This is a genomic window from Sphingomonas floccifaciens, from assembly GCF_042681125.1.
Taxonomy (GTDB): Bacteria; Pseudomonadota; Alphaproteobacteria; order Sphingomonadales; family Sphingomonadaceae; genus Sphingomonas; species Sphingomonas floccifaciens.
Window position 1 is genome coordinate 482,752 of sequence record NZ_JBHUFC010000003.1, and the last position, 21,716, is coordinate 504,467.

20 protein-coding genes are annotated in these 21,716 nt (G+C 69.0%); 10 read left to right on the plus strand and 10 right to left on the minus strand.

The genetic code is table 11. The annotated features are described in order from the left end of the window. Window positions 1-9: 9 nt before the first annotated feature. The 4 genes from ACFSC3_RS09370 (at window position 10) to ACFSC3_RS09385 (ending at window position 7,986) form a co-directional block, all read left to right on the plus strand. Window positions 10-1,980, plus strand: coding sequence for an autotransporter assembly complex protein TamA (locus ACFSC3_RS09370; RefSeq protein WP_380940143.1), 1,971 nt, complete (start codon window positions 10-12; stop codon window positions 1,978-1,980). After that, entirely contained in the window at window positions 1,977-6,140 is a 4,164-nt protein-coding gene (locus ACFSC3_RS09375; protein WP_380940144.1) for a translocation/assembly module TamB domain-containing protein, read from the plus strand. Before ACFSC3_RS09370 ends, ACFSC3_RS09375 begins: the two co-directional genes overlap by 4 nt. Before the next feature lie 297 nt (window positions 6,141-6,437). Beyond that, window positions 6,438-7,001, plus strand: a complete 564-nt coding sequence (locus ACFSC3_RS09380; protein ID WP_380940145.1) for a hypothetical protein — start codon at window positions 6,438-6,440, stop codon at window positions 6,999-7,001. Window positions 7,002-7,005: 4 nt separating this feature from the next. After that, window positions 7,006-7,986, plus strand: a complete 981-nt coding sequence (locus ACFSC3_RS09385; RefSeq protein ID WP_380940146.1) for a quinone oxidoreductase family protein — start codon at window positions 7,006-7,008, stop codon at window positions 7,984-7,986. Between the two features lie 128 nt (window positions 7,987-8,114). Here ACFSC3_RS09385 and ACFSC3_RS09390 read toward each other — a convergent pair whose 3' ends face one another. The 4 genes from ACFSC3_RS09390 to ACFSC3_RS09405 all read right to left on the minus strand — a co-directional run bounded on the left by ACFSC3_RS09390 (window position 8,115) and on the right by ACFSC3_RS09405 (window position 12,346). Then, complete coding sequence (locus ACFSC3_RS09390; protein ID WP_380940147.1) at window positions 8,115-8,726, minus strand: flavodoxin family protein; 612 nt, start codon at window positions 8,724-8,726, stop codon at window positions 8,115-8,117. A 34-nt stretch (window positions 8,727-8,760) separates the two neighbouring features. Beyond that, window positions 8,761-10,062, minus strand: coding sequence for a M20/M25/M40 family metallo-hydrolase (locus tag ACFSC3_RS09395; RefSeq protein ID WP_380940148.1), 1,302 nt, complete (start codon window positions 10,060-10,062; stop codon window positions 8,761-8,763). 436 nt (window positions 10,063-10,498) lie between these two features. Further along, window positions 10,499-11,911, minus strand: a complete 1,413-nt coding sequence (gene glnA, locus ACFSC3_RS09400) for a type I glutamate--ammonia ligase (RefSeq protein ID WP_380940149.1) — start codon at window positions 11,909-11,911, stop codon at window positions 10,499-10,501. A gap of 96 nt (window positions 11,912-12,007) precedes the next feature. Beyond that, the gene (locus tag ACFSC3_RS09405) at window positions 12,008-12,346 is read right to left on the minus strand and encodes a P-II family nitrogen regulator (RefSeq protein ID WP_205497431.1); all 339 of its coding nucleotides are present in this window, start codon (window positions 12,344-12,346) and stop codon (window positions 12,008-12,010) included. Window positions 12,347-12,528: 182 nt separating this feature from the next. Between ACFSC3_RS09405 and ACFSC3_RS09410 the strand changes: the two genes are divergently transcribed. Beyond that, on the plus strand, window positions 12,529-13,233 hold the full coding sequence (locus ACFSC3_RS09410) for an endonuclease V (RefSeq protein ID WP_380940150.1): 705 nt from the start codon (window positions 12,529-12,531) through the stop codon (window positions 13,231-13,233). Here ACFSC3_RS09410 and vapC read toward each other — a convergent pair. From vapC to map, 3 genes are read right to left on the minus strand one after another with little or no spacing between them, the layout of a single operon-like run. After that, the gene (gene vapC, locus ACFSC3_RS09415) at window positions 13,209-13,583 is read right to left on the minus strand and encodes a type II toxin-antitoxin system VapC family toxin (protein WP_380940900.1); all 375 of its coding nucleotides are present in this window, start codon (window positions 13,581-13,583) and stop codon (window positions 13,209-13,211) included. The two genes, ACFSC3_RS09410 and vapC, sit on opposite strands and share 25 nt — an antisense overlap. A gap of 26 nt (window positions 13,584-13,609) precedes the next feature. Continuing rightward, complete coding sequence (locus tag ACFSC3_RS09420; RefSeq protein WP_380940151.1) at window positions 13,610-13,801, minus strand: type II toxin-antitoxin system VapB family antitoxin; 192 nt, start codon at window positions 13,799-13,801, stop codon at window positions 13,610-13,612. 11 nt (window positions 13,802-13,812) lie between these two features. Next, window positions 13,813-14,634 carry a type I methionyl aminopeptidase gene (gene map / locus ACFSC3_RS09425; RefSeq protein WP_380940152.1) on the minus strand — a complete coding sequence of 274 codons (822 nt, stop codon included), beginning with the start codon at window positions 14,632-14,634 and terminating at the stop codon, window positions 13,813-13,815. Between the two features lie 47 nt (window positions 14,635-14,681). Here map and ACFSC3_RS09430 point away from each other — a divergent pair, with 47 nt between their 5' ends. Next, window positions 14,682-15,449, plus strand: a complete 768-nt coding sequence (locus ACFSC3_RS09430; protein ID WP_380940153.1) for a competence/damage-inducible protein A — start codon at window positions 14,682-14,684, stop codon at window positions 15,447-15,449. 10 nt (window positions 15,450-15,459) lie between these two features. Here ACFSC3_RS09430 and ACFSC3_RS09435 read toward each other — a convergent pair whose 3' ends face one another. The 3 genes from ACFSC3_RS09435 to tsaD all read right to left on the minus strand — a co-directional run bounded on the left by ACFSC3_RS09435 (window position 15,460) and on the right by tsaD (window position 17,858). Continuing rightward, window positions 15,460-15,798 (minus strand): hypothetical protein, encoded by a 339-nt coding sequence (locus ACFSC3_RS09435; RefSeq protein WP_380940154.1) that lies wholly within the window; start codon window positions 15,796-15,798, stop codon window positions 15,460-15,462. A gap of 63 nt (window positions 15,799-15,861) precedes the next feature. Next, on the minus strand, window positions 15,862-16,836 hold the full coding sequence (locus ACFSC3_RS09440) for an NAD(P)H-dependent glycerol-3-phosphate dehydrogenase (protein ID WP_380940155.1): 975 nt from the start codon (window positions 16,834-16,836) through the stop codon (window positions 15,862-15,864). Further along, a complete protein-coding gene (tsaD, locus tag ACFSC3_RS09445) occupies window positions 16,833-17,858 on the minus strand; it encodes a tRNA (adenosine(37)-N6)-threonylcarbamoyltransferase complex transferase subunit TsaD (protein ID WP_380940156.1) in 1,026 nt (341 codons plus the stop codon). Before tsaD ends, ACFSC3_RS09440 begins: the two co-directional genes overlap by 4 nt. Before the next feature lie 111 nt (window positions 17,859-17,969). Between tsaD and hemC the strand changes: the two genes are divergently transcribed. Genes hemC through ACFSC3_RS09465 form a run of 4 tightly spaced genes read left to right on the plus strand, consistent with a single transcriptional unit; the run spans window position 17,970 to window position 21,707 of the window. Further along, entirely contained in the window at window positions 17,970-18,881 is a 912-nt protein-coding gene (gene hemC, locus ACFSC3_RS09450) for a hydroxymethylbilane synthase (protein WP_380940157.1), read from the plus strand. Beyond that, window positions 18,878-19,501, plus strand: a complete 624-nt coding sequence (locus tag ACFSC3_RS09455) for a uroporphyrinogen-III synthase (protein WP_380940158.1) — start codon at window positions 18,878-18,880, stop codon at window positions 19,499-19,501. Before hemC ends, ACFSC3_RS09455 begins: the two co-directional genes overlap by 4 nt. Window positions 19,502-19,533: 32 nt before the next feature. Next, window positions 19,534-20,502: a hypothetical protein gene (locus ACFSC3_RS09460; RefSeq protein ID WP_380940159.1), complete on the plus strand. Its 969-nt coding sequence runs from the start codon at window positions 19,534-19,536 to the stop codon at window positions 20,500-20,502. 20 nt (window positions 20,503-20,522) lie between these two features. Continuing rightward, a complete protein-coding gene (locus tag ACFSC3_RS09465; RefSeq protein ID WP_380940160.1) occupies window positions 20,523-21,707 on the plus strand; it encodes an acyl-CoA dehydrogenase in 1,185 nt (394 codons plus the stop codon). The last annotated feature ends 9 nt before the right edge of the window (window positions 21,708-21,716 follow it).

The following is a 21,716-nucleotide window of genomic DNA, read 5'->3' on the forward strand; positions in this document are numbered from 1 at the left end:
AGACGGGCGATGACCGGGCCCGTTCGCCGGCACCGCGCGCTGGCCTGTTGCCTTGCGCTCGCGCCGTTTCCTGCCCTTGCCCAAAGCGTGCCGCCCGCGCAGCGGACGCCCGCGCCGACGCCGCCGGCGGCGGACGATCGGCTTGACCCCATGTCGCCGATGGCGGACATTCCCGGCATCGGCGTCGAATGGCCCGATCTGGCGAAGGCGGCGGTCGACACCGATCCCGCCTCTGACGCCCGCGCCGAGATCGCCGCCGAGACGCGCTACAGCTATACCATCGCCGGGATCGACGACATCGCCAGCCCGTTGCTGCGCGAGCGCTTCGATGCTGCCTCCAGCCTGCGCGCCAATCGCGGCGACCCGGCCAATGCCGCGCAGATCGACCGCCGCGCGCGCGAGGATGCCGGCCTGCTGGAGGCGCTGCTGAAGGCGGAGGGCTATTACGATGCGCGCATCGCGACGCGGGTGGAGCCGAGTGGCGGGGCGGTCGCGGTGACACTCGATGTCGATCCGGGCCCGCTCTACCGCTTCGGTGGAGTGACGCTGGCGGGCGTCGACCAGGCCGGGGACAAGGCCGGCGACCTGCGTGCCGCATTCGGGCTGAAAGCCGAAGCACCGGTCAACAGCGATGCGATCGCCGCCGCCACCGACCGGCTGAAGACCGCGGCCGGCGAGGAGGGGTTCGCCTTCGCAAAGGTCGGCGAGCCCGAGATCGTCGTCGACCGCGCCGCACGCACCGCGACGCTCGATCTGACGCTCGCCCCCGGCACCGAGCGCCGCTTCGGCCGGGTGACGATGGCGGACACCCGCATCTTCGGCCCCGGCCATGTCGAGGATATCGCGCGGTTCAAACCCGGCCAGCCCTTCACCGAAAGCGCGCTGGTAGACCTGCGCCGTGCGCTGATCCAGACCGGTCTCGTCTCGTCGGCGAAGGTCGATGCGGTCGAGGGGAAGTCGCCCGGTACCGTCGACGTCGCGGTCGCGCTGGAACCCGCGCCGCCGCGCACGATCGCGGGCGAGCTTGGCTACGGCACCGGCGAGGGCGCGCGGGCGGAGGTCAGCTGGACGCACCGCAACCTGTTCCCGCCCGAAGGCGCGCTGACGGTGCGTGGCGTGCTCGGCACCCGCGAGCAGCTAGGCGCGCTGGTCTTCCGTCGCAACAATTTCCACGGTCGCGACCGCGTGCTGACCGCGCAGCTGAGCGCCGCGCATACCGAGCGCGACGCCTATGAGGCCGATACGCTCCAGCTCTCCGGATCGCTGGAACGCCAGACCAATATCTTCTTCCAGAAGACCTGGACCTGGTCGCTGGGCGCCGAGCTGGTCGCGACCGACGAACGCGACGTGATCGAGGATACCGGCCAGCCGCGGCGCCAGACCTATTTCATCGGCGCGCTGCCGACGAGCCTGACCTATGACGGCTCCGATGATCTGCTGAACCCGACGCGCGGCTTTCGCCTGAGCGGGCGGTTCAGCCCCGAGCTGTCGCTGGTCGGCAGCGTGTTCGGATATTCGCGCATCCAGTTCGACGGCAGCGTGTATCGCCCGGTCACCGACAGCGTGGTGCTGGCGAGCCGCATCCGCCTGGGCACCATCGCCGGCGCCCCGCGCGACGCGATCGCGCCGTCGCGGCGGTTCTATGCGGGCGGCGGCGCCTCGGTCCGCGGCTATGGCTTCCAGTCGATCGGCCCGCGCGGGCCTAACGACACGCCGATCGGCGGGCGCAGCCTCACCGAATTCTCGATCGAGGCGCGGGTGAAGGCGTTCGGCAATTTCGGCGTTGTGCCGTTTTTCGACGCGGGCAACATCTACACCTCGCCGCTGCCGAAATTCTCGGGCTTCCGCTACGGCGCGGGTCTGGGCGTGCGCTATTATTCGAACTTCGGACCGATCCGCATCGACGTCGGCACGCCGCTCAACCCGCAACCCGGTGACCCGAAGATCGGCGTCTACGTCTCGCTGGGACAGGCGTTTTGAACGAGGATGCGGTCGAGGACGAAGCCCCGCCGCCGGCCCGCGCGCCGCGGCTGTGGATCGGGCGTGTCCTGGTCGTCGCATTGCTCGTCGTCGCGATCCTGCTGGCGGCGGCGGCGCTGTTCGATACGCAGATGGGGCATCGCTTCGTCGCCGACCGGATCGCCGCGCAACGGCCGTCGAACGGCCTGCGCTATTCGGTCGGGCGGATCGAGGGTTCGCTGTACGGCAAGGCGCGGCTGATCGACGTTCGCCTGCGCGATCCCGACGGGCTGGTGCTACAGGTACCGCGCGCCGATCTCGACTGGCGACCGTTCGCGCTCGTCGCCGAGAAGCTCGATATCCGCACGCTCGTCATCCCCCAGGCGACGCTTCACAAGCTGCCGCGCACGCTGAAGACCGGGCGCAAAGGCCCGATCCTGCCGAAGATCGACATCGCGATCCGGCAGTTGCGGATCGACCGGCTCGACATCGCCCCCGCGGTGACCGGCGTCGCGCGGACGGGATCGCTGAACGGCACTGCCACGATCCATGCCGGCCGGGCGACGGTGCGGCTCGATTCGGTCGTCCAGGGCAGCGACCGGCTGAAGCTGTTCCTCGACGCCGAACCCGATCGCAACCGCTTCGACGTCGATGTGACGGCGCGCGGAACCGCGCGGGGCGTGCTGGCGAAGCTGACCGGCATCGCGCGCCCGCTCGCGGTCGAGGTTCACGGCGACGGCGACTGGCGTCAGTGGCGCGGTAATGCGCGGATGGATGCCGGGCAGGCGCGGATCGTCGACCTGGCATTGGCCAACGACGCCGGTCGCTATGCGCTGAGCGGGGCGATCGCGCCTGCCAGCCTGGTCGGTGGCAAGTTTCAGCGGCTGAGCAGTCCACGCATCCTGGTCAATGGCGCCGCGACGCTCGTGAGACGCCAACTCGATGGCAACCTGTCGCTGCGCTCGCAGGCGTTGGCGCTCGATGCGACCGGCGAGATCGACCTCGCTGCCAGCCGTTTCCGCAATGTCCGCATTGCCGGCCGGCTGCTGCGCCCGCCCGCGCTGTTCCCGAACATGACCGGCCGCGACATCCAGTTGCGCGCGATCGTCGATGGCGCCTTCGCAACCGCCGGCGTCGATTATCGCCTGACCGCGGCGCGGGTACAGTTCGACGACACCGGCTTCGACACGGTCCGCGCCGCCGGCCGCCTGCGCCTGTCCGACCCGCCGGTGATCGTCCCCGTCGACCTGACGGCTGCCCGTGTCACCGGGGTGGGCGATGTCGCGGGCGGCATCTTGCGCAACCTGCGTGTCACCGGCCCGCTGCGCGTGACGGCGCGCGAGCTGACGGGCGATGGGCTGGTGCTGCGCTCGGACAAGCTCAACGGGCGGATCACGCTGTTCCTCGACCTGCGGACCGGGCGGTACGAGGTGGGCTTGAGCGGTGGCCTGCGCCGCTATCTGATCCCCGGCATCGGCCTGGTCGACGTCGACTCGCGCCTGACCGTCGTGCCCGGGCCGGGCGGCAAGGGAACGCGCGTCGTCGGGCGCGGCACGGCGAGTGTCGTGCGGCTCGACAATGCCTTCTTCGCGAGCCTGACGGGCGGCCTGCCGCGGATCGTGACCGGGCTGGAACGCGGCAACGACGGGATCCTCTACCTGCGCGGGCTCCAGCTGGTGTCGCCGGGGCTGAAGATCAGCGGCAACGGCTACCGCCGGCGTGACGGCACCTTCTTCTTCGAAGGGTCCGGCACCCAGACGCGCTACGGGCCACTGACGCTGCGCCTCGACGGGCGGATCGAGCGGCCGACGATCGACCTGCTGCTTCGCCGCCCGGCCGATGCGCTGGGCCTGCGCGATGTCCGCGCGCACCTCGATCCGACGACGCAGGGTTTCGACTTCACTGCCGCCGGCGGATCGCGGCTGGGGGCGTTCCAGGCGGCGGGCGCGATCCTGCTGCCGCCGGGCGGCGATGCGCGCATCCAGGTCGCGCGGCTGGACGTCGCGGGCACCCGCTCGACCGGCGCGCTCGACGTCGTCGATGGCGGGTTCAATGGCAAGCTCGACGTGACCGGGCGCGGGCTGACCGGCAGCCTTGCCTTCCGGCCGCAGGGCGATGTCCAGCGGATCGACATCCTGCTCGATGCAAATGCCGCCGACCTGAACGGCGTACGTATCCGTCGCGGGCGGGTGGAGGCGGCGGTGCTGCTCGACCCGGCCGGCACGTCGATCGAGGCGACGCTGACCGCGCAGGGCCTGCGTCGCGGTTCGCTGTCGCTCGCGCGCCTTGCCGCCAATGCGAAGCTCGTCGGCGGCGTGGGTGAGATCCGTGCCGCGATCGCCGGCAGCCGCGGTCGCGCCTTTGCGATCCAGTCGGTGATCGCGGTCGCCGCCGATCGCTATACGGTGCAGGCGCAAGGGACCGTCGACCGCCGCCCGATCGCGCTGACGACGCCCGCGGTCTTCGTTCGTGACGGCGACGGCTGGCGGCTGGAACCGGCAAAGCTGACCTTCGCTGGTGGTGAGGCGCAGGTCGGCGGGCGCTTTTCGACCGCGGAAACCGCGATCGAGGCGAGCCTTGCGCGCATGCCGTTGTCGGTGCTCGATATCGGCTATCCCGGCCTCGGCCTCGGCGGCAGTGCGACGGGAAGCCTGCGCTTCGTCGACCGCGACGGCGCGGCGCCGACCGGCCGGATCGACATGACGGTGCGCGGGCTGACGCGCTCGGGCCTGGTCCTGTCGTCGCGTCCGATCGATGTTGGGATCGCCGGGACGCTCGACGCGACCCGTGCGGGTGTGCGGGCGGTGATGGCGAGCGGAGGACAGACGATCGGCCGCGCGCAGATGCTGCTCTCGCCGCTCGGATCGGGTGATCTCGCGACGCGGCTCGCGAATGCGCCGCTGTTCGGGCAGATTCGCTATTCCGGCCCGGCCGACACCTTGTGGCGATTGACGGGGATCGAGCTGTTCGACCTGTCCGGCCCCGTCGCGATCGGCGCCGACGTGACCGGCCGGCTGGCGAGCCCGCAGATTCGCGGCTCGCTGCGCACCCAGACCGCACGGATCGAAAGCAGCGTGACAGGCACCGTGCTGCGCAACGTCGCCGCGAACGGGCGGTTCGGCGGGTCGCGGCTGGTGATCGACCAATTCACCGCACAGGATGCCGGCACGGGGCGCGTTTCGGGCAGCGGCAGTTTCGACTTCGCCGCCGCGCGCGGGCTGGGCATCGATCTGTCGGTGCAGGCGGACAATGCCCGGCTGATCGGCCGCGACGATATCTCGGCGACGGTCAGCGGTCCGTTGCGCTTCCGGTCGGACGGGGCAGGGGGCGTCATCTCCGGACAGGTCACCGTCAACCGCGGGCGCTATCGCCTCGGTCAGGCCGCGCAGGCGGTGCCGCTCCCGCGGCTCAATATCCGCGAGATCAACGTGCCCGGGGGTGGGGACGAGGACGACCAGCCGGCCGCGCCCTGGCAGCTCGATCTCGACGCGCGCATCGGCGACGGCGTCGTCGTCCGCGGGCTGGGGCTCGACAGCATCTGGGCGGGTAACCTCAAGATCGCGGGCGAGCCGACCAATCCGAAGATCACCGGGCGCCTCGACCTGGTCCGCGGCGATTACGAGTTCGCCGGTCGCGAATTCGAGATCGACCGCGGTGTCATCCGCTTCGACGGCAGCGTGCCGGCCAACCCCGCGCTCGACATCGCCGCGAATGCGAACACGCAGGGACTGAACGCGACGATCCGCGTGACCGGGACGTCCGAGCGGCCCGAGATCGGCTTTACCAGCGTGCCCGCGCTGCCCGAGGACGAACTGTTGTCGCGCCTGCTGTTCGGCACGTCGATCACCAGCCTGTCGGCACCGGAAGCGCTGCAATTGGCTGCGGCCGTCTCCGCGCTCCAGAACGGCGGCAACGGCCTGAACCCGATCAACGCGGTGCGCCGTGCGGCGGGGCTCGATCGGCTGCGCATCCTGCCGGCCGATCCGCAGACGGGGGCCGGCACCTCGATCGCGGCGGGCAAGTTCCTGACGCGGCGGGTCTATGCGGAGATCATCTCCGACGGGCAGGGCTATTCGGCGACGCGGCTGGAGTTCCAGGTGACGCGCTGGCTGTCGCTGCTGTCGTCGGTGTCGACGATCGGGCGGCAGAGCGTGAACGTGCGGGTTACGAAGGATTACTGAGCGGGGCGCGGGCGGCCAGCGATTTGCATAGGCAAATCGCGGACTCGCCACGTCGGGCGGCGGGGCCGCGTAGCGGTCCCGTCCGACGGCGTGGCGCTTTACCCACGTCATCCCCGCGAAAGCGGGGATCCAGGGTTTCTCTGCCGATACGCTGGTGCTGCTTGGCCCTGGATCCCCGCCTTCGCGGGGATGACGGTGCGAACCCGCGGCGATTTCACCACGTCCTCACTTCCCCCTCATGCCGCTCACCCCGCCACCTGACACACCGGGTCGATCCACAGTAGAAGGACCACCCCGATGACCACCGCCACCCACGACACCCTCGGCCGCCGCCTGCGCATCGCCGCCTGGTCCGGCGCCGTCTTCCTCTTGTTGCTCCCGTTCGTCGCCATGCAATTCACCCGCGAGGTGCAATGGGATGCGTTCGATTTCCTCGTCTTCGGCATCATGCTGCTGGTCGCGGGCGGGGCGTTCGACCTGCTGACCCGCATGGGCGGCGGATGGCCCTATCGGATCGGCGCCGCGATCGGTGTTTTCGCTGGCTTCTTCCTCATCTGGGTCAATCTGGCGGTCGGCATCATCGGCAGCGAGGACAATCCCGCCAACATCCTGTACGCGCTGGTCATCACCATCGCCGTCGGCGGAGCGATCGTCAGCCACGCCCGCGCCAGGGGCATGTCCCGGACCTTCGCACTCGCCGCCGTGGCGCAGGTCGCTATCGGCGCCCTCGCGCTGGCGATGGGCCTGGGCGAGGGCAGCCGCATCTATCCGCGCGACATCATCGGAGCCACTCTGATCGTCACGACGTTGTGGCTGGCAGCGGCCGGCGCTTTCGCCATCGCCGCACGCAATGGAGACTGAGAGCATGAAGGCACGCGCCGCACGGATCGAGCGCACCGGCGTACCCGAGGTGATCGCGTGGGTCGATGTCGATCTGGCCCCGCCCGGCGAGGGCGAGGTGCTGATGCGCAACGCCGCGGTCGGGCTGAACTATATCGACGCGTACCACCGCAGCGGGCTCTACCCGATCGACCTGCCCGCCGGACTTGGCGGCGAGGCGGCCGGGGTGGTCGAGGCGGTCGGGCCGGGCGTGACGCAGGTGAAGCCCGGCGACCGCGTGGGCACCTTCGGGCCGACGCGCGGCGCCTATGCCACCGCGCGAATCGTGCCGGCCAAGGAGCTGATCCCGCTACCGGACGACATCGACGACCGCACCGCCGCGGCGCTGCTACTGAAGGGCGGGACGACCGAATTCCTCGTCGACCGCTGTGCCAAGGTGCAGCCCGGCCAGACCGCACTCGTCTGGGCGGCGGCGGGCGGGGTCGGGCATCTGCTGGTCGGCTGGCTGAAGGCGCGCGGGAGCACCGTCATCGGTATCGCCGGCGGCAAGGAAAAGGGCGAGGATGCGCGGCGCGCGGGCGCCGACCATGTCCTCGACCACCGGAGCGATGACATCGCCGCACGCGTGCGCGAGATCACCGGTGGGTCGGGCGTAGACGTCGTGTTCGACGGCGTTGGCAAGGCGAGTTGGGAAGCATCGCTGAAGTCGGCGAAGCGTCGTGGGCTGATCGTCAGTTTCGGCAATGCGTCGGGCGCGGTGACGGGCGTGAACCTCGGCACGCTGTCGGCGCACGGATCGCTGTTCGTCACGCGGCCGACGATGTTCGATTATTATGTGACGCCGGAGGAACGCGCAGCGGGCTTCGATGCGGTGTTCGGCATGCTGCGCGCCGGGCATATCCGCCCGGAGATCGGCCGGACCTTCGCGCTGGAGGATGCGGCGGACGCGCATCGCGCGATGGAGGCGGGCGAGACGCGCGGGAGCACGCTGCTGATACCGGACTGACCCCATCCTCCCCTGCAAGGGGAGGTGGCAGGCCGTAGGCCTGACGGAGGGGTGTTGACCTATCGATAGCGGGACACCCCTCCACCATCCTTCGGATGGTCCCCCTCCCCTTGCAGGGGAGGATTGGGTCACCCCGGATAAGTCGAGTCCTTCAACAACCCGGCCAGATGCGCAGCGTTGGACGCGACCATCTTGGCCGTCTTCGTCACCTTCTCGGGCGTCTCGGGCAAATCCTGGAAATCGACCGATCCCATCGCCTCGCCAACCCAATAGCAGGCCGCGACCGCAGGGATCGTCCAGCCGGTGTCGTTCAGCGACTGGAACAGCTGGGCGGAACTGAAATGCGCGCCGTCCTCGTTCCCAACGATCGCCGCGACCGCGACCTTGCCATAGGACGGCATCCGCCCCTGGTCGTCGGTTTCGCTGATGAAGGCGTCCATCCGCTCCAGCACACGCTTGGCGATGCTGCCGATCTGGCCCATCCAGATCGGACCGCCGAAGATCAGGATGTCGTGAGCGAGGATCTTCTCGCGGATCAGCGGCCAGTCGTCGCCCGGTCCCTCGTTGCTGGTGACGCCTGGCTTCACCTGACAGGCGGCAACGCGGATCGTCTCGCACAGTTCCACGTCATGCTCGGCGAACGCCTGTTCCAAGACCGCGATCATCGCGTCGGTCGAGCTTTTCTCCGCCGCGTTCGCCTTCAGGGTACAATTGAGCGCGATCGCCTTCAGCTTTGCCATATCATGTCTCCGGAGGTTCGCCCGGACAGACGCGTCACCGCTGGGAGCGTTCCTTCGACAGCCGGGTAAGGAGCGCTGCCGAACGCAGCGCCTGGCGCGGGATCGACGTGAGATCGACCCATTCGCCCTCGGCATGCGCGCCGGTGCCCGCGGCGCCGAGGCCACCGATCGTCGCGACGTTGGCGGCGACGAAGCCCGAATCGGCCGCCCCGCGCTTCAGCGGATCGAGCGGCGGCGTCTCGGGCAGGCCCAGGTCACGGTTGACCGCGTTCAGCTTCGCGAGCAGCGCGGCGTTCGCGTCGGTCGGGGCCATCGGCGGGTAGCTGTCCGAAAAGCTCAGGCTCGCGCTGGTGAGCGGCAGATGCTGCTCGACGATCGCCGCCATCTTCTTGCGCACGCCTGCGTCCTGCTCCGGCGTCAGCGTGCGCAGGTCGCCGCGGGCGATCGCATCCGCGGCGATGACGTTCGTCTTGCCGGTCGCGGTGACGTCGACCCCGGCCGCGTCGATCGTCGCCGGGGTGCCGCCCGCCAGCACGCCGACGTTATAGGTCAGGTTCGGCTCCGGCAGGTCGCGGCGAAACTGGTCGAGGATACGCGCCATCTCGTAGATCGCGCCGTAACCCATCTTCTCGTTGAAGATGCCGGCCGAATGCCCGGTCTTGCCGCGCGCGCGAATCTCCCAGCTCGCCGCGCTCCGCCGGGCGATCGTGCCCCATTCCTTGCCGTCCTCGACGTAGAGGCCTTCGTACTCCAGCGCATAATCGGCCGCCTTGCCCGCGGCGATCAGTCCGCCGCGCGCGACAGTCAGCGGCGTGCCGGTCTTTTCCTCGTCGCCGGTCAGATAGACGGTGATGGCGGCATCCTTGAGCGTCCCCGCCGCCTGCATCGCGCGGAGCGCCGCGACGATAACGACAAGGCCGCCCTTGTCGTCGCCCGATCCAGGACCGGTCAGCCTGGTGCCCTCGCGCACCGCCTTCTGGAACGGCGATGAGGGCTCGAACACCGTATCGAGATGGCCGATCAGGAGCAGCCTGGCGCCCTTGCCCGACTTGGTCGCGACGAGGTGGCCGGCGCGTCCGGCAGCCTTCTGGTCCTCCCACGTCACGGCAAAGCCCAGCGGCTCCAGCTCGGCGCGCATCATCTCGGCGACCTTGGTCACACCGGGGAGGTTCAGCGAACCCGAGTTCTGGTTCACCAGCGCCGTGAGCAGGTCGACGGTGCGGGCTTCCTCCGCGGCGATGGTCTTGCGCATCGTCGCGATCTGCGCCGGCGTTTGCGCGGCGGCTGGGGTGGCGAGGGTGACGGCGAGGGCGATGAGGGGGAGGGCGGGGGTCATGGGTGAGAAGCTAACAGGGGGCGGGGGCGGTGGTAAGGGGGTGTGTGGAGGCTCGCGAATTTCCTCCCGTTCGTGCACCGGCGCGGGCCGGAGCGTTGGCGGGCGTCAGCCTTCGGTCGCCACGGCTCCGGCCTGCGCCGGAGCACATGGGCTCACGAGAACTCAGCTCTACGTCTGTCATCCCGCGAAGGCGGGGATAAATTGGCGCTGGTGGAGGTGAGTCTCACCGCGTTCAGCGACTATGGATTCCCGCCTCCGCGGGAATGACGGAATATGGGGTGGGCACAAAGAAGAAGGGCGCCCGGATCGCTCCGGACGCCCTTTTCAAATGCCGCCGCGGCGAAGCCGCGTCGTCGGTCGTCGCTTGAGCGACGCCGGCCGACAGCGGTTGTGCCGCGTGCCTTCGGCCGCGGCGCCGCCTGCCGGCTCGGCAGGCTCAACCGCTGTAGTACATATCAAACTCGACCGGGCTCGGCGTCATTTCCCACCGCGCGACGTCCGCACGCTTGAGTTCGACATAGGCCTCGATCTGGTCCTTGGTGAACACGTCGCCCTTCAGCAGGAAGTCCATGTCGGCTTCCAGGCTGTCCAGCGCCTCACGCAGCGAACCGGCGACGGTCGGCACTTCGGCGAGTTCGGCCGGCGGCAGATCGTAGAGGTTCTTGTCCATCGCTTCGCCCGGATGGATCTTGTTCTGGATGCCGTCCAGGCCCGCCATCAGCAGCGCGGCATAGGCGAGGTACGGATTGGCCAGAGCGTCGGGGAAGCGGACTTCGACGCGCTTCGCCTTGGCACCGGTGCCGTACGGGATGCGGCACGAGGCCGAGCGGTTGCGGCTCGAATAGGCCAGCAGCACCGGCGCTTCGTAACCCGGGACCAGGCGCTTGTAGCTGTTGGTCGTCGGGTTGGTGAAGGCGTTGACCGCCTTCGCATGCTTGATGATGCCGCCGATGAAGTACAGGCACATATCCGACAGGCCGGCATAGCCGTTGCCGGCGAACAGCGGGGTCTTGCCTTCCCAGATCGAAAAGTGGGTGTGCATGCCCGAGCCGTTATCTTCCTTGATCGGCTTCGGCATGAACGTCGCCGTCTTGCCGTACGCGTGCGCGACCTGGTGGACGACGTACTTGTAGATCTGCATGCGGTCGGCGGTCGTGGTCAGCGTGCCGAAGGTCAGGCCCAGCTCGTGCTGCGCGGCGGCGACTTCGTGGTGATGCTTGTCGCAGGGGAGGCCCATTTCGAGCATGGTCGACACCATCTCGCCGCGGATGTCGACAGCGCTATCGACCGGTGCGACCGGGAAATAGCCGCCCTTGGCGCGCGGACGGTGCGCCATGTTGCCGCCCTCATATTCGCGGCCCGAATTGCCCGGCAATTCGATGTCGTCGAGCTTGTAGTAGCTCGACGAATAGGTGTTCTCGAACCGCACGTCGTCGAACATGAAGAATTCGGCTTCCGGCCCGACGTACACGGTGTCGCCGATGCCCAAAGTCTTGACATAGGCTTCCGCACGCTTGGCGGTCGTGCGCGGATCGCGGGTATAGCCCTCGCCCGTCGACGGCTCCAGGATGTCGCAGAACACGATCAGCATCGGGGTGGCCGAGAACGGATCGGTGTAGACCGCGTCCAGATCCGGCTTCAGGATCATGTCGGACTCGTTGATCGCCTTCCAACCCTCGATCGACGAACCGTCGAACATCAGGCCGTCGGTCCACTCGTCCTCGCCCATGACCGATGCGACCATGGTCAGGTGCTGCCATTTGCCCTTGGGATCGGTGAAGCGCAGGTCGACCCACTCGATCTCTTCGTCCTTGATCTTCTGCAGTACGTCGCTGGCCGTATTCGCCATGTCTATGCCCTTCGTTCTGGATGGAACGCCGTCCCCCGGGACGGCAGAATCATGTTGCGCCGCAGCGCCGCGCTTTTCACCGAATGTTACGCCGCGTCAAATCGCGTCTTCGTTGCGCTCGCCGGTGCGGATGCGGAGCGCCGTTTCAACCGGAATCACGAATATCTTGCCGTCGCCGATACGCCCGGTCTGTGCCGCGCCCGCGATCGCCTCGACCACGCGCTCGGCCAGCGCATCCTCGACGACGACTTCCAGCTTCACCTTGGGCAGGAAGTCGACGACATATTCGGCGCCGCGATAGAGCTCGGTATGACCCTTCTGGCGCCCGAAGCCCTTGGCCTCGGTCACGGTAATGCCGCTGACGCCGACGTCGTGCAGCGCTTCCTTCACCTCGTCGAGCTTGAACGGCTTGATGATCGCTTCGATCTTTTTCACATGGACCCCATCATTGGCTGCCGGACAGGCGCCAATCTCTCCGATCCCACGCGTTGCAGCAAGCGTGCCAGTCACCGGACAGCGCGATTTCTCCGGTAACGATCGCTTAACGTGGCGCAGGCGTGCCTTGAACTTGGGCAGTTGCGGCGCACATGCCTGATTTTCCGGCACTTGGAGCGCCCGTGATCGACCGACCCGACCATTGGCTCGCCCCGCCCGACCTGAAAGCCGCGAGCGTAGCGCAGCGCGAGATCGCCGAGGCCGCCGAAACGGTCGACCGATTCGGCACGGTCGCGACGATCGCGGGCGTCGACACCTCGATGAAATGGCGTGACAGTCGCGGGCCGATCCACGCCGCGGCGGCGCCGATCGCCTGGCCCGGCATGGTGGTGTTGCCAGCGGCCAGTATCTCGACGATCCCACCGATACCTTATGTGCCCGGCTATCTCGGCTTTCGCGAGGCCCCCGCGATCGTCGCCGCGGTCGAGCGGCTGGAGCGCCGCCCCGATCTTCTGGTCGTCGACGGCCAAGGCCGGCCGCACCCGCGCCGCTGCGGAAGCGCGGTTCATGTCGGGGTGCTGCTCGATATCCCGAGCATCGGCTGCGCAAAGACGATCCTGTGCGGGCAGGTCGAGGGTGAACTGGGTCCGAACGTCGGCGACCGCGCGCCGCTGGTCGATCGTGGGGAGCGTGTCGGCTATGCACTGCGAACCAGGCCCAAGACCGCGCCGGTCTATATCGGCAGCGGCCACCGCGTGTCGCTCGACAGCGCGGTCGACTGGATACTGAACCTCACCGAAGGCCGTCGCCTGCCGCTCCCGATCCGGCTTGCGCACGATGCCGCCAACGACGCGCGGCGGGATTATGAGAGCGCAAGGGCGGACTGAAGGCCGAGATGCTCGACAAAGGGATCGAAGTCGCGATCGGAATAGAGCAGGGGGATATCGTCGAGGATACAGCGGGTTGCGATCAGCGTGTCGATCGTCTTGCGGACGGTGATGCCACGCGCGCGGAGATGACGGTAATTGGACGCGGCATCATAGGCTACGGTTCGGCTGCCGATGATCAACATCGGTGCGCCATCCATCAGTCGCCAAGCAGTCTGGAACTCATCTTCGTCCCGGAATCCTTGCAAGACTTCGGCGACGATAAGGTCGCCTGTACAAGCCTCACCAGCGTCAAGTGCGGCAGCAAGACGGTCGGTATGAGCAGAGATGGTGCCGCGAAAAAAGTCAATTCAGATACTTGAGTCGGCAAGTATCATCAGTCGGTTCGAAGGGCGTTTAGATCGCCTTCCCAAGACGTGAGCTTGCCGCGGTAAGAAAGAATTTCATGCTGTTTTGCGACGCGAATAGCGTCTTGAAGAGCCTTTTCAACCGCTTCGCGCTTCGTCTGCTTCCGCATGACTATCATTGCTTCGGTGATCAAGCGATCGTCAACATTGATCATGGCCATGGTAGGCGTCCTCAATAAGGCGGCCGGTCGAACCCGCCCGGGCTGGCGGTGAAGATCTCGCAGCCGTCTTCGGTGATGCCGATCGAATGTTCGAACTGCGCCGACAGCGACCGGTCGCGGGTAACGGCGGTCCAGCCGTCGTCGAGCAGCTTCACGTCCGGGCGGCCGATGTTGATCATCGGTTCGATCGTGAAGAACATGCCCGGGCGCAGCTCCGGCCCGGTGCCGGGGCGGCCGACATGGACCACTTCGGGCGCGTCGTGGAACAGCTGGCCCAGACCATGGCCGCAGAAATCGCGGACCACGCCGTAGCGGTGCTTTTCGGCGTGCTGCTGAATGGCGTGCGCAACATCGCCCATATGGTTGCCGGGCTTCGCCTGCTCGATCCCCAGCATCAGGCATTCATAGGTCACGTCGACCAGCCGCTTCGCCTTGATCGGCACGGCGTCACCGACGAGGTACATGCGGCTCGAATCGCCGTGCCAGCCATCGACGATCGGCGTCACGTCGATGTTGACGATATCGCCGTCCTTCAGCGTCCGCTCACTCGGGATGCCGTGGCACACGACATGGTTGATCGAGATGCAGGTGCTGTGCGTGTAACCGCGATAGCCCAATGTCGCCGGCACCCCGCCGCGCGCCAGCATCTCGCGGTGAACGATGTCGTTCAGTTCCTGCGTCGTCACGCCCGGCACGACATGCGGCACCAGCGCGTCGAGCACTTCGGCCGCGGCACGTCCGGCCTTGCGCATCCCTGCGAACCCCTGCGCGCCGTGAAGGCGGATCGCGCCGGTGCGGGAAAGGGGGGCGTCGTCGGTCACATATTCGGTCATGCGCGGCCATATAGCGGCTCGGGGCGGGTTTCGCTATGTCGCCGTGCATGAGCGAACGCATCTGGACCGCCGCACTGGTCGTCATCGGCGACGAGATCCTGTCGGGCCGCACCCAGGACAAGAATGTCGCGCAGCTGGCGAGCTGGCTGAACGTCCAGGGCATCCGCCTGGCCGAGGTGCGGATCGTGGCGGATGTCGAAGATGCGATCGTCGAGGCGGTCAACACGCTGCGCGCGCGCAACGATTACCTGTTTACCACCGGTGGCATCGGACCTACGCACGACGACATCACCGTCGATGCCATCGCCGCGGCGCTGAGCATTGGGGTGGAGGTGCACCCTGATGCCCGAGCGATACTGGAGCGTTACTACGAAACGCGCGGCGGGCTGACCGAAGCACGGCTGCGGATGGCGCGCGTTCCTTCCGGCGCGACGCTGATCGAGAACCGCGTGTCGGGCGCGCCGGGCATCCGGATCGGTAATATCTTCGTCATGGCGGGCGTCCCGCACATCACCGCGGGCATGCTCGATGCGCTGACCGGCACGCTGGAGGGCGGGCGGCCGGTGCGCTCGGCGACGCTCGGTTGCTGGGTCGCCGAGAGCGAAGTCGCCGACACGTTACGCAGCGTGGAGAAAGATCATCGCGGCGACGGCGGCGAGGTGTCGATCGGCAGCTACCCCTTCTTTCGCGACGGCCGAACGGGCGCCAACTTCGTCGTTCGCTCGCCGGACCCGGAGCGGTTGGAAGCGTGCGTCGCCGACCTCGCCACGCGGCTGGCCGACCTCGGCTATCCGACCACGCGCGACGGGATCTGACGCCGGACGCTTAGCTTGGGTGGGCTTCGGCCTCCGACACGGCGCGATCGGTGTTCGGCGTGATGGCGGACGTGCCGCTCTGGTCGAGATCGCGCTCGCTGACGACGATCACGTCCTCCGCATCCGCGCGCGCCAGCGCGGCGAGGGCGGCCCTGGCGACCGCGTCCTGCACCGCGCCGAACGCCATTGCCGGGCGATCCGGGATGCTGCCCGTCAGCGCCTCCAGCACGCTGTAGGTGACGCCGTAATCGCGGGTTTCCCCGTCCACTTCACCACGAAACTCGACACGGCGGTCGGTCGGGTTGTCGAAGATGCTCGCCGGGTGGATCGTCAAATCATTGTCCGCCATCTCGCGCTCCTGCTGGCTGATATCCCAGCCCCAAGCGCGGCAGAGCGGGCGGAGTTCCTCGCGTCAGACCTCTGCGCGCAGGGGACGTGAGAGCAGGCGGCTGACGATCTCGCGCACGTCAGCACCGGCCAGCAGGTCGCAGACGGCGGCGACCACCGGCATGTCGACCCCGATCGCCTCCGCCGCATCGCGCAGCACCGGCGCGGTGTGGGCGCCTTCGGCTACCGTCTGGCGGTTCGCGAGCAGCCCTTCCGCCGCGATGCCCTGTCCCAGCCCGACGCCGAGCGAGAAATTGCGCGAGTTGGTCGACGAACAGGTCAGCACCAGGTCGCCCAGTCCCGACAGCCCGGCCAGCGTCTCCGCCCGCGCACCCTTGGCGAGGCCGAAGCGCGTCATTTCGGCAAAGCCGCGCGCGATCAGCGCGGCGCGGGCGTTGAGGCCGAGCCCGGCACCCTCGACCACACCGCAGGCGATGGCGAGCACATTCTTCACCGCGCCGCCGATCTCCGCGCCGACGACATCGCTGCTGGCATAGGGGCGGAAGGCCGGGCTCGCGAGGCGGGCGCTCAGCGCGTCCCGCAAGGCGGTGTCGGCACAGGCGAGCGTCACCGCGGTCGGCTGGCCAGCTGCGACCTCGTGCGCGAAGGTCGGGCCGGACAGGACGGCGATCGGCGCGTGCGGAGCGGCTTCGCGCGCGACTTCGCCGACCAGCATCCGCGTCCCCGCCTCGATCCCCTTGGCGCATAGCACGAGCGGGATCGCGCCGGTGTCTGCCGCCGTCAGGACGGCACGGACGTGCTGGGCGGGGGCGACGACAAGGATCGCGTCGCAGTCGTTCAGCGCGGCAAGATCGCCGGTCGCGCGGATCGTGTCGCTCAGCTGGACGCCGCGGAGGAACAGACTGTTCTCATGCGTGTCATTGATCGCCGCGACGACGTCGTCCTCGCGCGCCCAGAGCGTCACTGCCTTGCCGCCGCGCGCCGCGACCTGCGCCAGCGCCGTGCCCCAGGCACCGCCGCCGATGACCCCGATCCTCATGCCTTCACTCCTGCGCCGCGCACGGCCTCCGCGCTCGGGTCCAGCGGCCAGCGTGGGCGCGCCAGCGTGTCGAGCGGGTCGGTCAGCCCGGCTGCGAACCGCTCCGCGCCCGCCCAGGCGATCATCGCGGCATTGTCGGTGCAAAGCCACAGCGGCGGCGCGACGAAGCGCAGGTCGTGCGCGTGCGCCAGCTGCTCCAGCGCCGCGCGAACCGCGCCATTCGCGGCGACGCCGCCGGCGACGACCAGCGCGGTCGCCCCCGTCGCGCGCCCGATCGCGCGCTTCGTCCGGTCGACCAGGCAATCGACCACCGCCTGCTGGAACGAAGCGGCGAGGTCCGCCGCCGATGCCGTGCCGACCGCCCGAGCGACCGCAGCCTTCAGCCCGGCGAAAGAGAAATGCGGCTCCTTCGTACCCGTCAGCGGGCGAGGGAGCGGCACCGCCTTCGGGTCGCCGTCCTTCGCCACGCGCTCCACCGCCGGGCCGCCGGGGAAGCCGAGGCCGAGCAATTTCGCCGTCTTGTCGAACGCCTCCCCCGCCGCATCGTCGATGGTCGTGGCGAGCCGGCGATAGGCGCCGACCCCCTCGACCAGCAGCAACTGGCAATGCCCACCGGACACGAGCAGCAGAAGGTAGGGAAGTTCGAGGCTCGGGTCAGCCAGCCGTGGGGAGAGCGCGTGCCCCTCCAGATGGTTGACCGCCACCAGTGGCTTGCCCGCGGCGTGCGCCAGCGCCTTGCCGGTGACGAGCCCGACCATCACGCCGCCGATCAACCCCGGTCCGGCGGTCGCGGCGACCGCGTCGATGTCGGACAAGCGCACATCGGCCTCTCGCAAGGCACGCTCGACCAGCGGCCCGATGACCTCGACATGCGCGCGCGCGGCGATCTCCGGCACGACGCCACCATAGGGGCGATGCGCCTCTTCCTGTCCCGCAAGCGCATGGGCGAGCACGCGGCGGTCCCCGGTGACGATGGCGGCTGCGGTCTCGTCGCAGCTCGATTCCAGGCCCAAAATCAGCATCGCACGCCCATAACCGTTCGCACCGAGCTTGTCGAAGTGCCGCACTTTCTTCTACCCGGCGACGAGAGGAAAGGCAGGGCTTCGACCGGCCCGGCCCGAACGGAGTATGTGGTGAATTCAGTTATCCGTCTCGGCACCCGCGGTTCGCCCCTCGCCCTCACCCAGGCGGGGCTGGTGCAGCGCGCGCTCGAAGCCGCGCATCCCGGCCTGTCGGTCGAGGTCGTGACGATCCGCACCACCGGCGACCGCGTGCAGGACCGCGCGCTGGCGGAGATCGGCGGCAAGGCGCTGTGGACGAAGGAGCTCGACCGCGCCCTGCTGGCCGGCGACATCGATTGCGCCGTCCATTCGATGAAGGATGTCGAGACGGTGCGTCCGGCCGAGATCGCGATCGCCGCGATGCTGCCGCGTGCCGATGTGCGCGACCGGCTGGTCGGCGCCGAGACGTTCGAGGCACTGCCGCCGGGCGCGCGGATCGGCACGAGCAGCCCGCGCCGCGCCGCGCAGGTCCGCAGCATCCGTCCCGACCTGCAACCCGTCTTGTTCCGCGGCAATGTCGACACGCGGCTGGCCAAGCTGGCGGCGGGGGAGGCGGATGCGACCCTGCTCGCCGCCGCCGGCCTTGAGCGACTCGGGCGGATGGATGTCGGCGTGGCCGTGTCGATCGCCGAGATGCCGCCCGCCCCGGCGCAGGGCGCGGTCGGGATCGAGGCGCGCGCCGACGATGACCTGACGCGGACGCGGCTTGCCAAGATCGACCATCCCAAGACCCATGCCTGCGTCCTTGCCGAGCGCGCGCTGCTCGCGGCGCTGGTCGCCGACTGCCACTCACCGGTCGCCGCGCTGGCGCAGATCGAGGGCGCGGTGCTGACGCTATCGGCGACGCTCTATTCGGAGGATGGCGCGCATCAGGTGTCGGCGCAGGAAAGCGGCGCGCCGAGCGATCCGGCCGTGTCGCAGGTACTTGCCGAGAAATTGCTGGCGCTCGCCCCCGAACCCGTCCGCGTCCTGTTCGCGGGATGACGCAGCGGCTGGCGGTATTGCGGCCGGAACCCGGCAATGCCGCCACGGCCGACCGGATCGAAGCCCTCGGGCATGTGGCGCTCCGCCTGCCGCTCTTCGTGGTCCGCCCGCTCGACTGGCACATGCCTGATCCGGCGGAGTTCGACAGCCTGCTGCTATCGAGCGCCAACGCCGTCCGTCATGCCGGCCCGGACCTCTCCCGCTTGACCGCGCTGCCCGTCCATGCCGTGGGTCAGGCGAGCGCCGCGGCGGCCCGCGCCGCAGGATTTAGCGTCGTCGCGGTCGGTGAAGGCGGCATCGACGCGCTTTCGCCGCCCGGCCGCGTGCTGCGGCTCGTCGGGCGGGAGCATCGGCCGGCTCCGGCCGCCCGGACGATCGCGGTCTATGCCAGCGATGCGTTGACACCCGACCTGTCGATGCTCGACGGCGCGACCGCGCTTCTTCACTCCCCGCGCGCTGCCGCGCGCTTGGCGGGTCTCGTCGACCCGAGCGGCATCGCCATCGCCACGATCAGTCCGGCGGCGCTGGACGCAGCCGGCAGCGGTTGGCGGCGTGTCGCCATCGCCGATCGCCCGACCGACGCCGCGCTGATCGCGGCGGCGCTTGCGCTCGCCGATTGACGCATCGTCGCGCGGCGCGGATAACGCGTGCGATGACCGGCGACCCCCAGTCCACCGCGCCCGGCGCCTCCAGCGCGCCGCAACCGTCCCCGTTCGCGCCCGCGCCCCCGCGCCGCCGCAGCCGCGGCACGATGATCGTCGCGTTGTTCGCGTTCCTGATCGGGCTGGTGGCGATGTATTATCTGCTGCCCGCGCTCCAGCGCTGGACCGGGCACGCGACCACCGCCCCGACCGAAGCGACCCAGGCCGCGACAACCACACCGGCCGCGCAACCGGTTCAGCGCGCCATGCCGGCCGATCCGGCGACGGTCGACGCGCTGACGGTGCGTGCCGCAGCGCTCGACGCGCAGTTGCGCGGGATCGAGGGGCGGATGGCCGCGGCCGACACCGCCTCGCGCAATGCCGCCACCCAGGCGCGCCGGGCCGAAGGGTTGCTGATCGCCTTTGCCGCACGTCGCGCGATCGATCGCGGCCTGTCGCTCGGCTATCTGGAGTCGCAGCTGCGCGCGCGCTTCGGCGCCGAACAGCCGCAGGCCGTGGCGGCGGTGATCGGCGCGGTCGGCAGCCCGACGCTCGCCGACCTGCGTGAGGGGCTGACCCAGATCGCGCCGACGCTCACGACCGGGACCCGTCAGGACGGCTTTTTCAAGACCGTGTGGCGCGAACTGTCCGGCCTGATCATCCTGCGCCGCGAAACCGCGCCCAGCACGCGGCCCGACGACCGCCTGCAACGCGCGCGTGTCGTGCTCGATGGCGGTAACGTGGAAGGCGCGCTGGCCGAGGTTTCGCGGATGCCCGGCGCGGCCAACGCGTCGAAGTGGATCGATGCGGCCAAACGCTACATCGACACGCGCCGCGCGCTCAATACGCTGGAGCAGGACGCGATCGGCACGCCGATCCCGGCCGAGCCGGTACCCGTCGCGGCCGCCGTGCCGGCCGAGCCGACCCCCGTCGACCCGGCGCCCGCGACCAATCCAGCCGGGACCCTACCTGGTACTTAAGATTTGAGAGGATACCCGACATGGCAGGCATGGGCCGGTTCGACTGGAGCGATCCGTTCGCGCTCGACGCACAGCTGACGGATGAGGAGCGGATGGTCCGCGATGCGGCGCGCGGCTATGCCCGCGAACGGCTGCTGCCGCGCGTGACGAAGGCGTTTCTCGACGAAAATTTCGACCGCGACATCATGCGCGAGATGGGCGCGGCCGGGCTGCTCGGGCCGACGATCCCCGAGGAATATGGCGGCGCGGGCCTCGGCTATGTCGCTTACGGCCTCGTCGCGCGCGAGGTGGAGGCGATCGATTCGGGCTATCGCTCGGCGATGAGCGTGCAGTCCAGCCTCGTGATGCACCCGATCAACGCCTATGGGACCGAGGCGCAGAAGCGGAAATATCTGCCCGGCCTCGCATCGGGCGAACTGGTCGGCTGCTTCGGCCTGACCGAGCCCGATGCCGGGTCGGACCCCGGTGGCATGCGGACGCGCGCGGAAAAGACGGCGACCGGATATCGCCTGACCGGCAGCAAGATGTGGATCACCAATTCGCCGATCGCCGACGTGATGGTCGTCTGGGCGAAGAGCGATGCGCATGGCGGCGGGATCAAGGGCTTCGTGCTCGAACGCGGCATGGCCGGATTGTCGACACCGAAGATCGAGGGCAAGCTGTCGCTGCGCGCCTCCGTCACCGGCGAGATCGTGATGGACGGGGTCGAGGTCGGCGAAGATGTGCTGCTGCCCGAGGTACAGGGGCTGAAGGGGCCGTTCGGCTGCCTCAACCGCGCGCGCTACGGGATCGCCTGGGGCACGATGGGCGCGGCGGAATTCTGTTTCGAGGCAGCGCGGCAATATACGCTCGATCGCCAGCAGTTCGGCCGGCCGCTGGCCGCGACGCAACTCGTGCAGATGAAGCTGGCCAACATGCAGACCGAAATTGCGCTGGGTCTCCAGGCCGCGCTGCGTGCGGGGCGGATGTTCGACGACGGGACGCTGTCACCGGAAGCGATCAGCATCATCAAGCGCAACAATTGCGGCAAGGCGCTCGATATCGCCCGCGTCGCGCGCGACATGCACGGCGGCAACGGCATCTCGGCCGAATTCCACGTCCTCCGCCACGCGATCAACCTGGAGACGGTCAATACCTATGAAGGGACGCACGACGTCCACGGCCTGATCCTGGGCCGCGCGATCACCGGCATCGCGGCGTTCTGAGACTGTCGG

What these genes read in the sequence shown, in the direction of transcription:
- ACFSC3_RS09370 (WP_380940143.1), top strand. Translation starts at nt 10, where the DNA reads ATGACCGGGCCCGTTCGCCGGCACCGCGCGCTGGCCTGTTGCCTTGCG.
- ACFSC3_RS09380 (WP_380940145.1), top strand. Translation starts at nt 6,438, where the DNA reads ATGACCACCGCCACCCACGACACCCTCGGCCGCCGCCTGCGCATCGCC.
- ACFSC3_RS09385 (WP_380940146.1), top strand. Translation starts at nt 7,006, where the DNA reads ATGAAGGCACGCGCCGCACGGATCGAGCGCACCGGCGTACCCGAGGTG.
- ACFSC3_RS09390 (WP_380940147.1), bottom strand. Translation starts at nt 8,726, where the DNA reads ATGGCAAAGCTGAAGGCGATCGCGCTCAATTGTACCCTGAAGGCGAAC.
- ACFSC3_RS09395 (WP_380940148.1), bottom strand. Translation starts at nt 10,062, where the DNA reads ATGACCCCCGCCCTCCCCCTCATCGCCCTCGCCGTCACCCTCGCCACC.
- glnA (WP_380940149.1), bottom strand. Translation starts at nt 11,911, where the DNA reads ATGGCGAATACGGCCAGCGACGTACTGCAGAAGATCAAGGACGAAGAG.
- ACFSC3_RS09420 (WP_380940151.1), bottom strand. Translation starts at nt 13,801, where the DNA reads ATGGCCATGATCAATGTTGACGATCGCTTGATCACCGAAGCAATGATA.
- map (WP_380940152.1), bottom strand. Translation starts at nt 14,634, where the DNA reads ATGACCGAATATGTGACCGACGACGCCCCCCTTTCCCGCACCGGCGCG.
- ACFSC3_RS09430 (WP_380940153.1), top strand. Translation starts at nt 14,682, where the DNA reads ATGAGCGAACGCATCTGGACCGCCGCACTGGTCGTCATCGGCGACGAG.
- ACFSC3_RS09435 (WP_380940154.1), bottom strand. Translation starts at nt 15,798, where the DNA reads ATGGCGGACAATGATTTGACGATCCACCCGGCGAGCATCTTCGACAAC.
- ACFSC3_RS09440 (WP_380940155.1), bottom strand. Translation starts at nt 16,836, where the DNA reads ATGAGGATCGGGGTCATCGGCGGCGGTGCCTGGGGCACGGCGCTGGCG.
- tsaD (WP_380940156.1), bottom strand. Translation starts at nt 17,858, where the DNA reads ATGCTGATTTTGGGCCTGGAATCGAGCTGCGACGAGACCGCAGCCGCC.
- ACFSC3_RS09455 (WP_380940158.1), top strand. Translation starts at nt 18,878, where the DNA reads ATGACGCAGCGGCTGGCGGTATTGCGGCCGGAACCCGGCAATGCCGCC.
- ACFSC3_RS09460 (WP_380940159.1), top strand. Translation starts at nt 19,534, where the DNA reads ATGACCGGCGACCCCCAGTCCACCGCGCCCGGCGCCTCCAGCGCGCCG.
- ACFSC3_RS09465 (WP_380940160.1), top strand. Translation starts at nt 20,523, where the DNA reads ATGGCAGGCATGGGCCGGTTCGACTGGAGCGATCCGTTCGCGCTCGAC.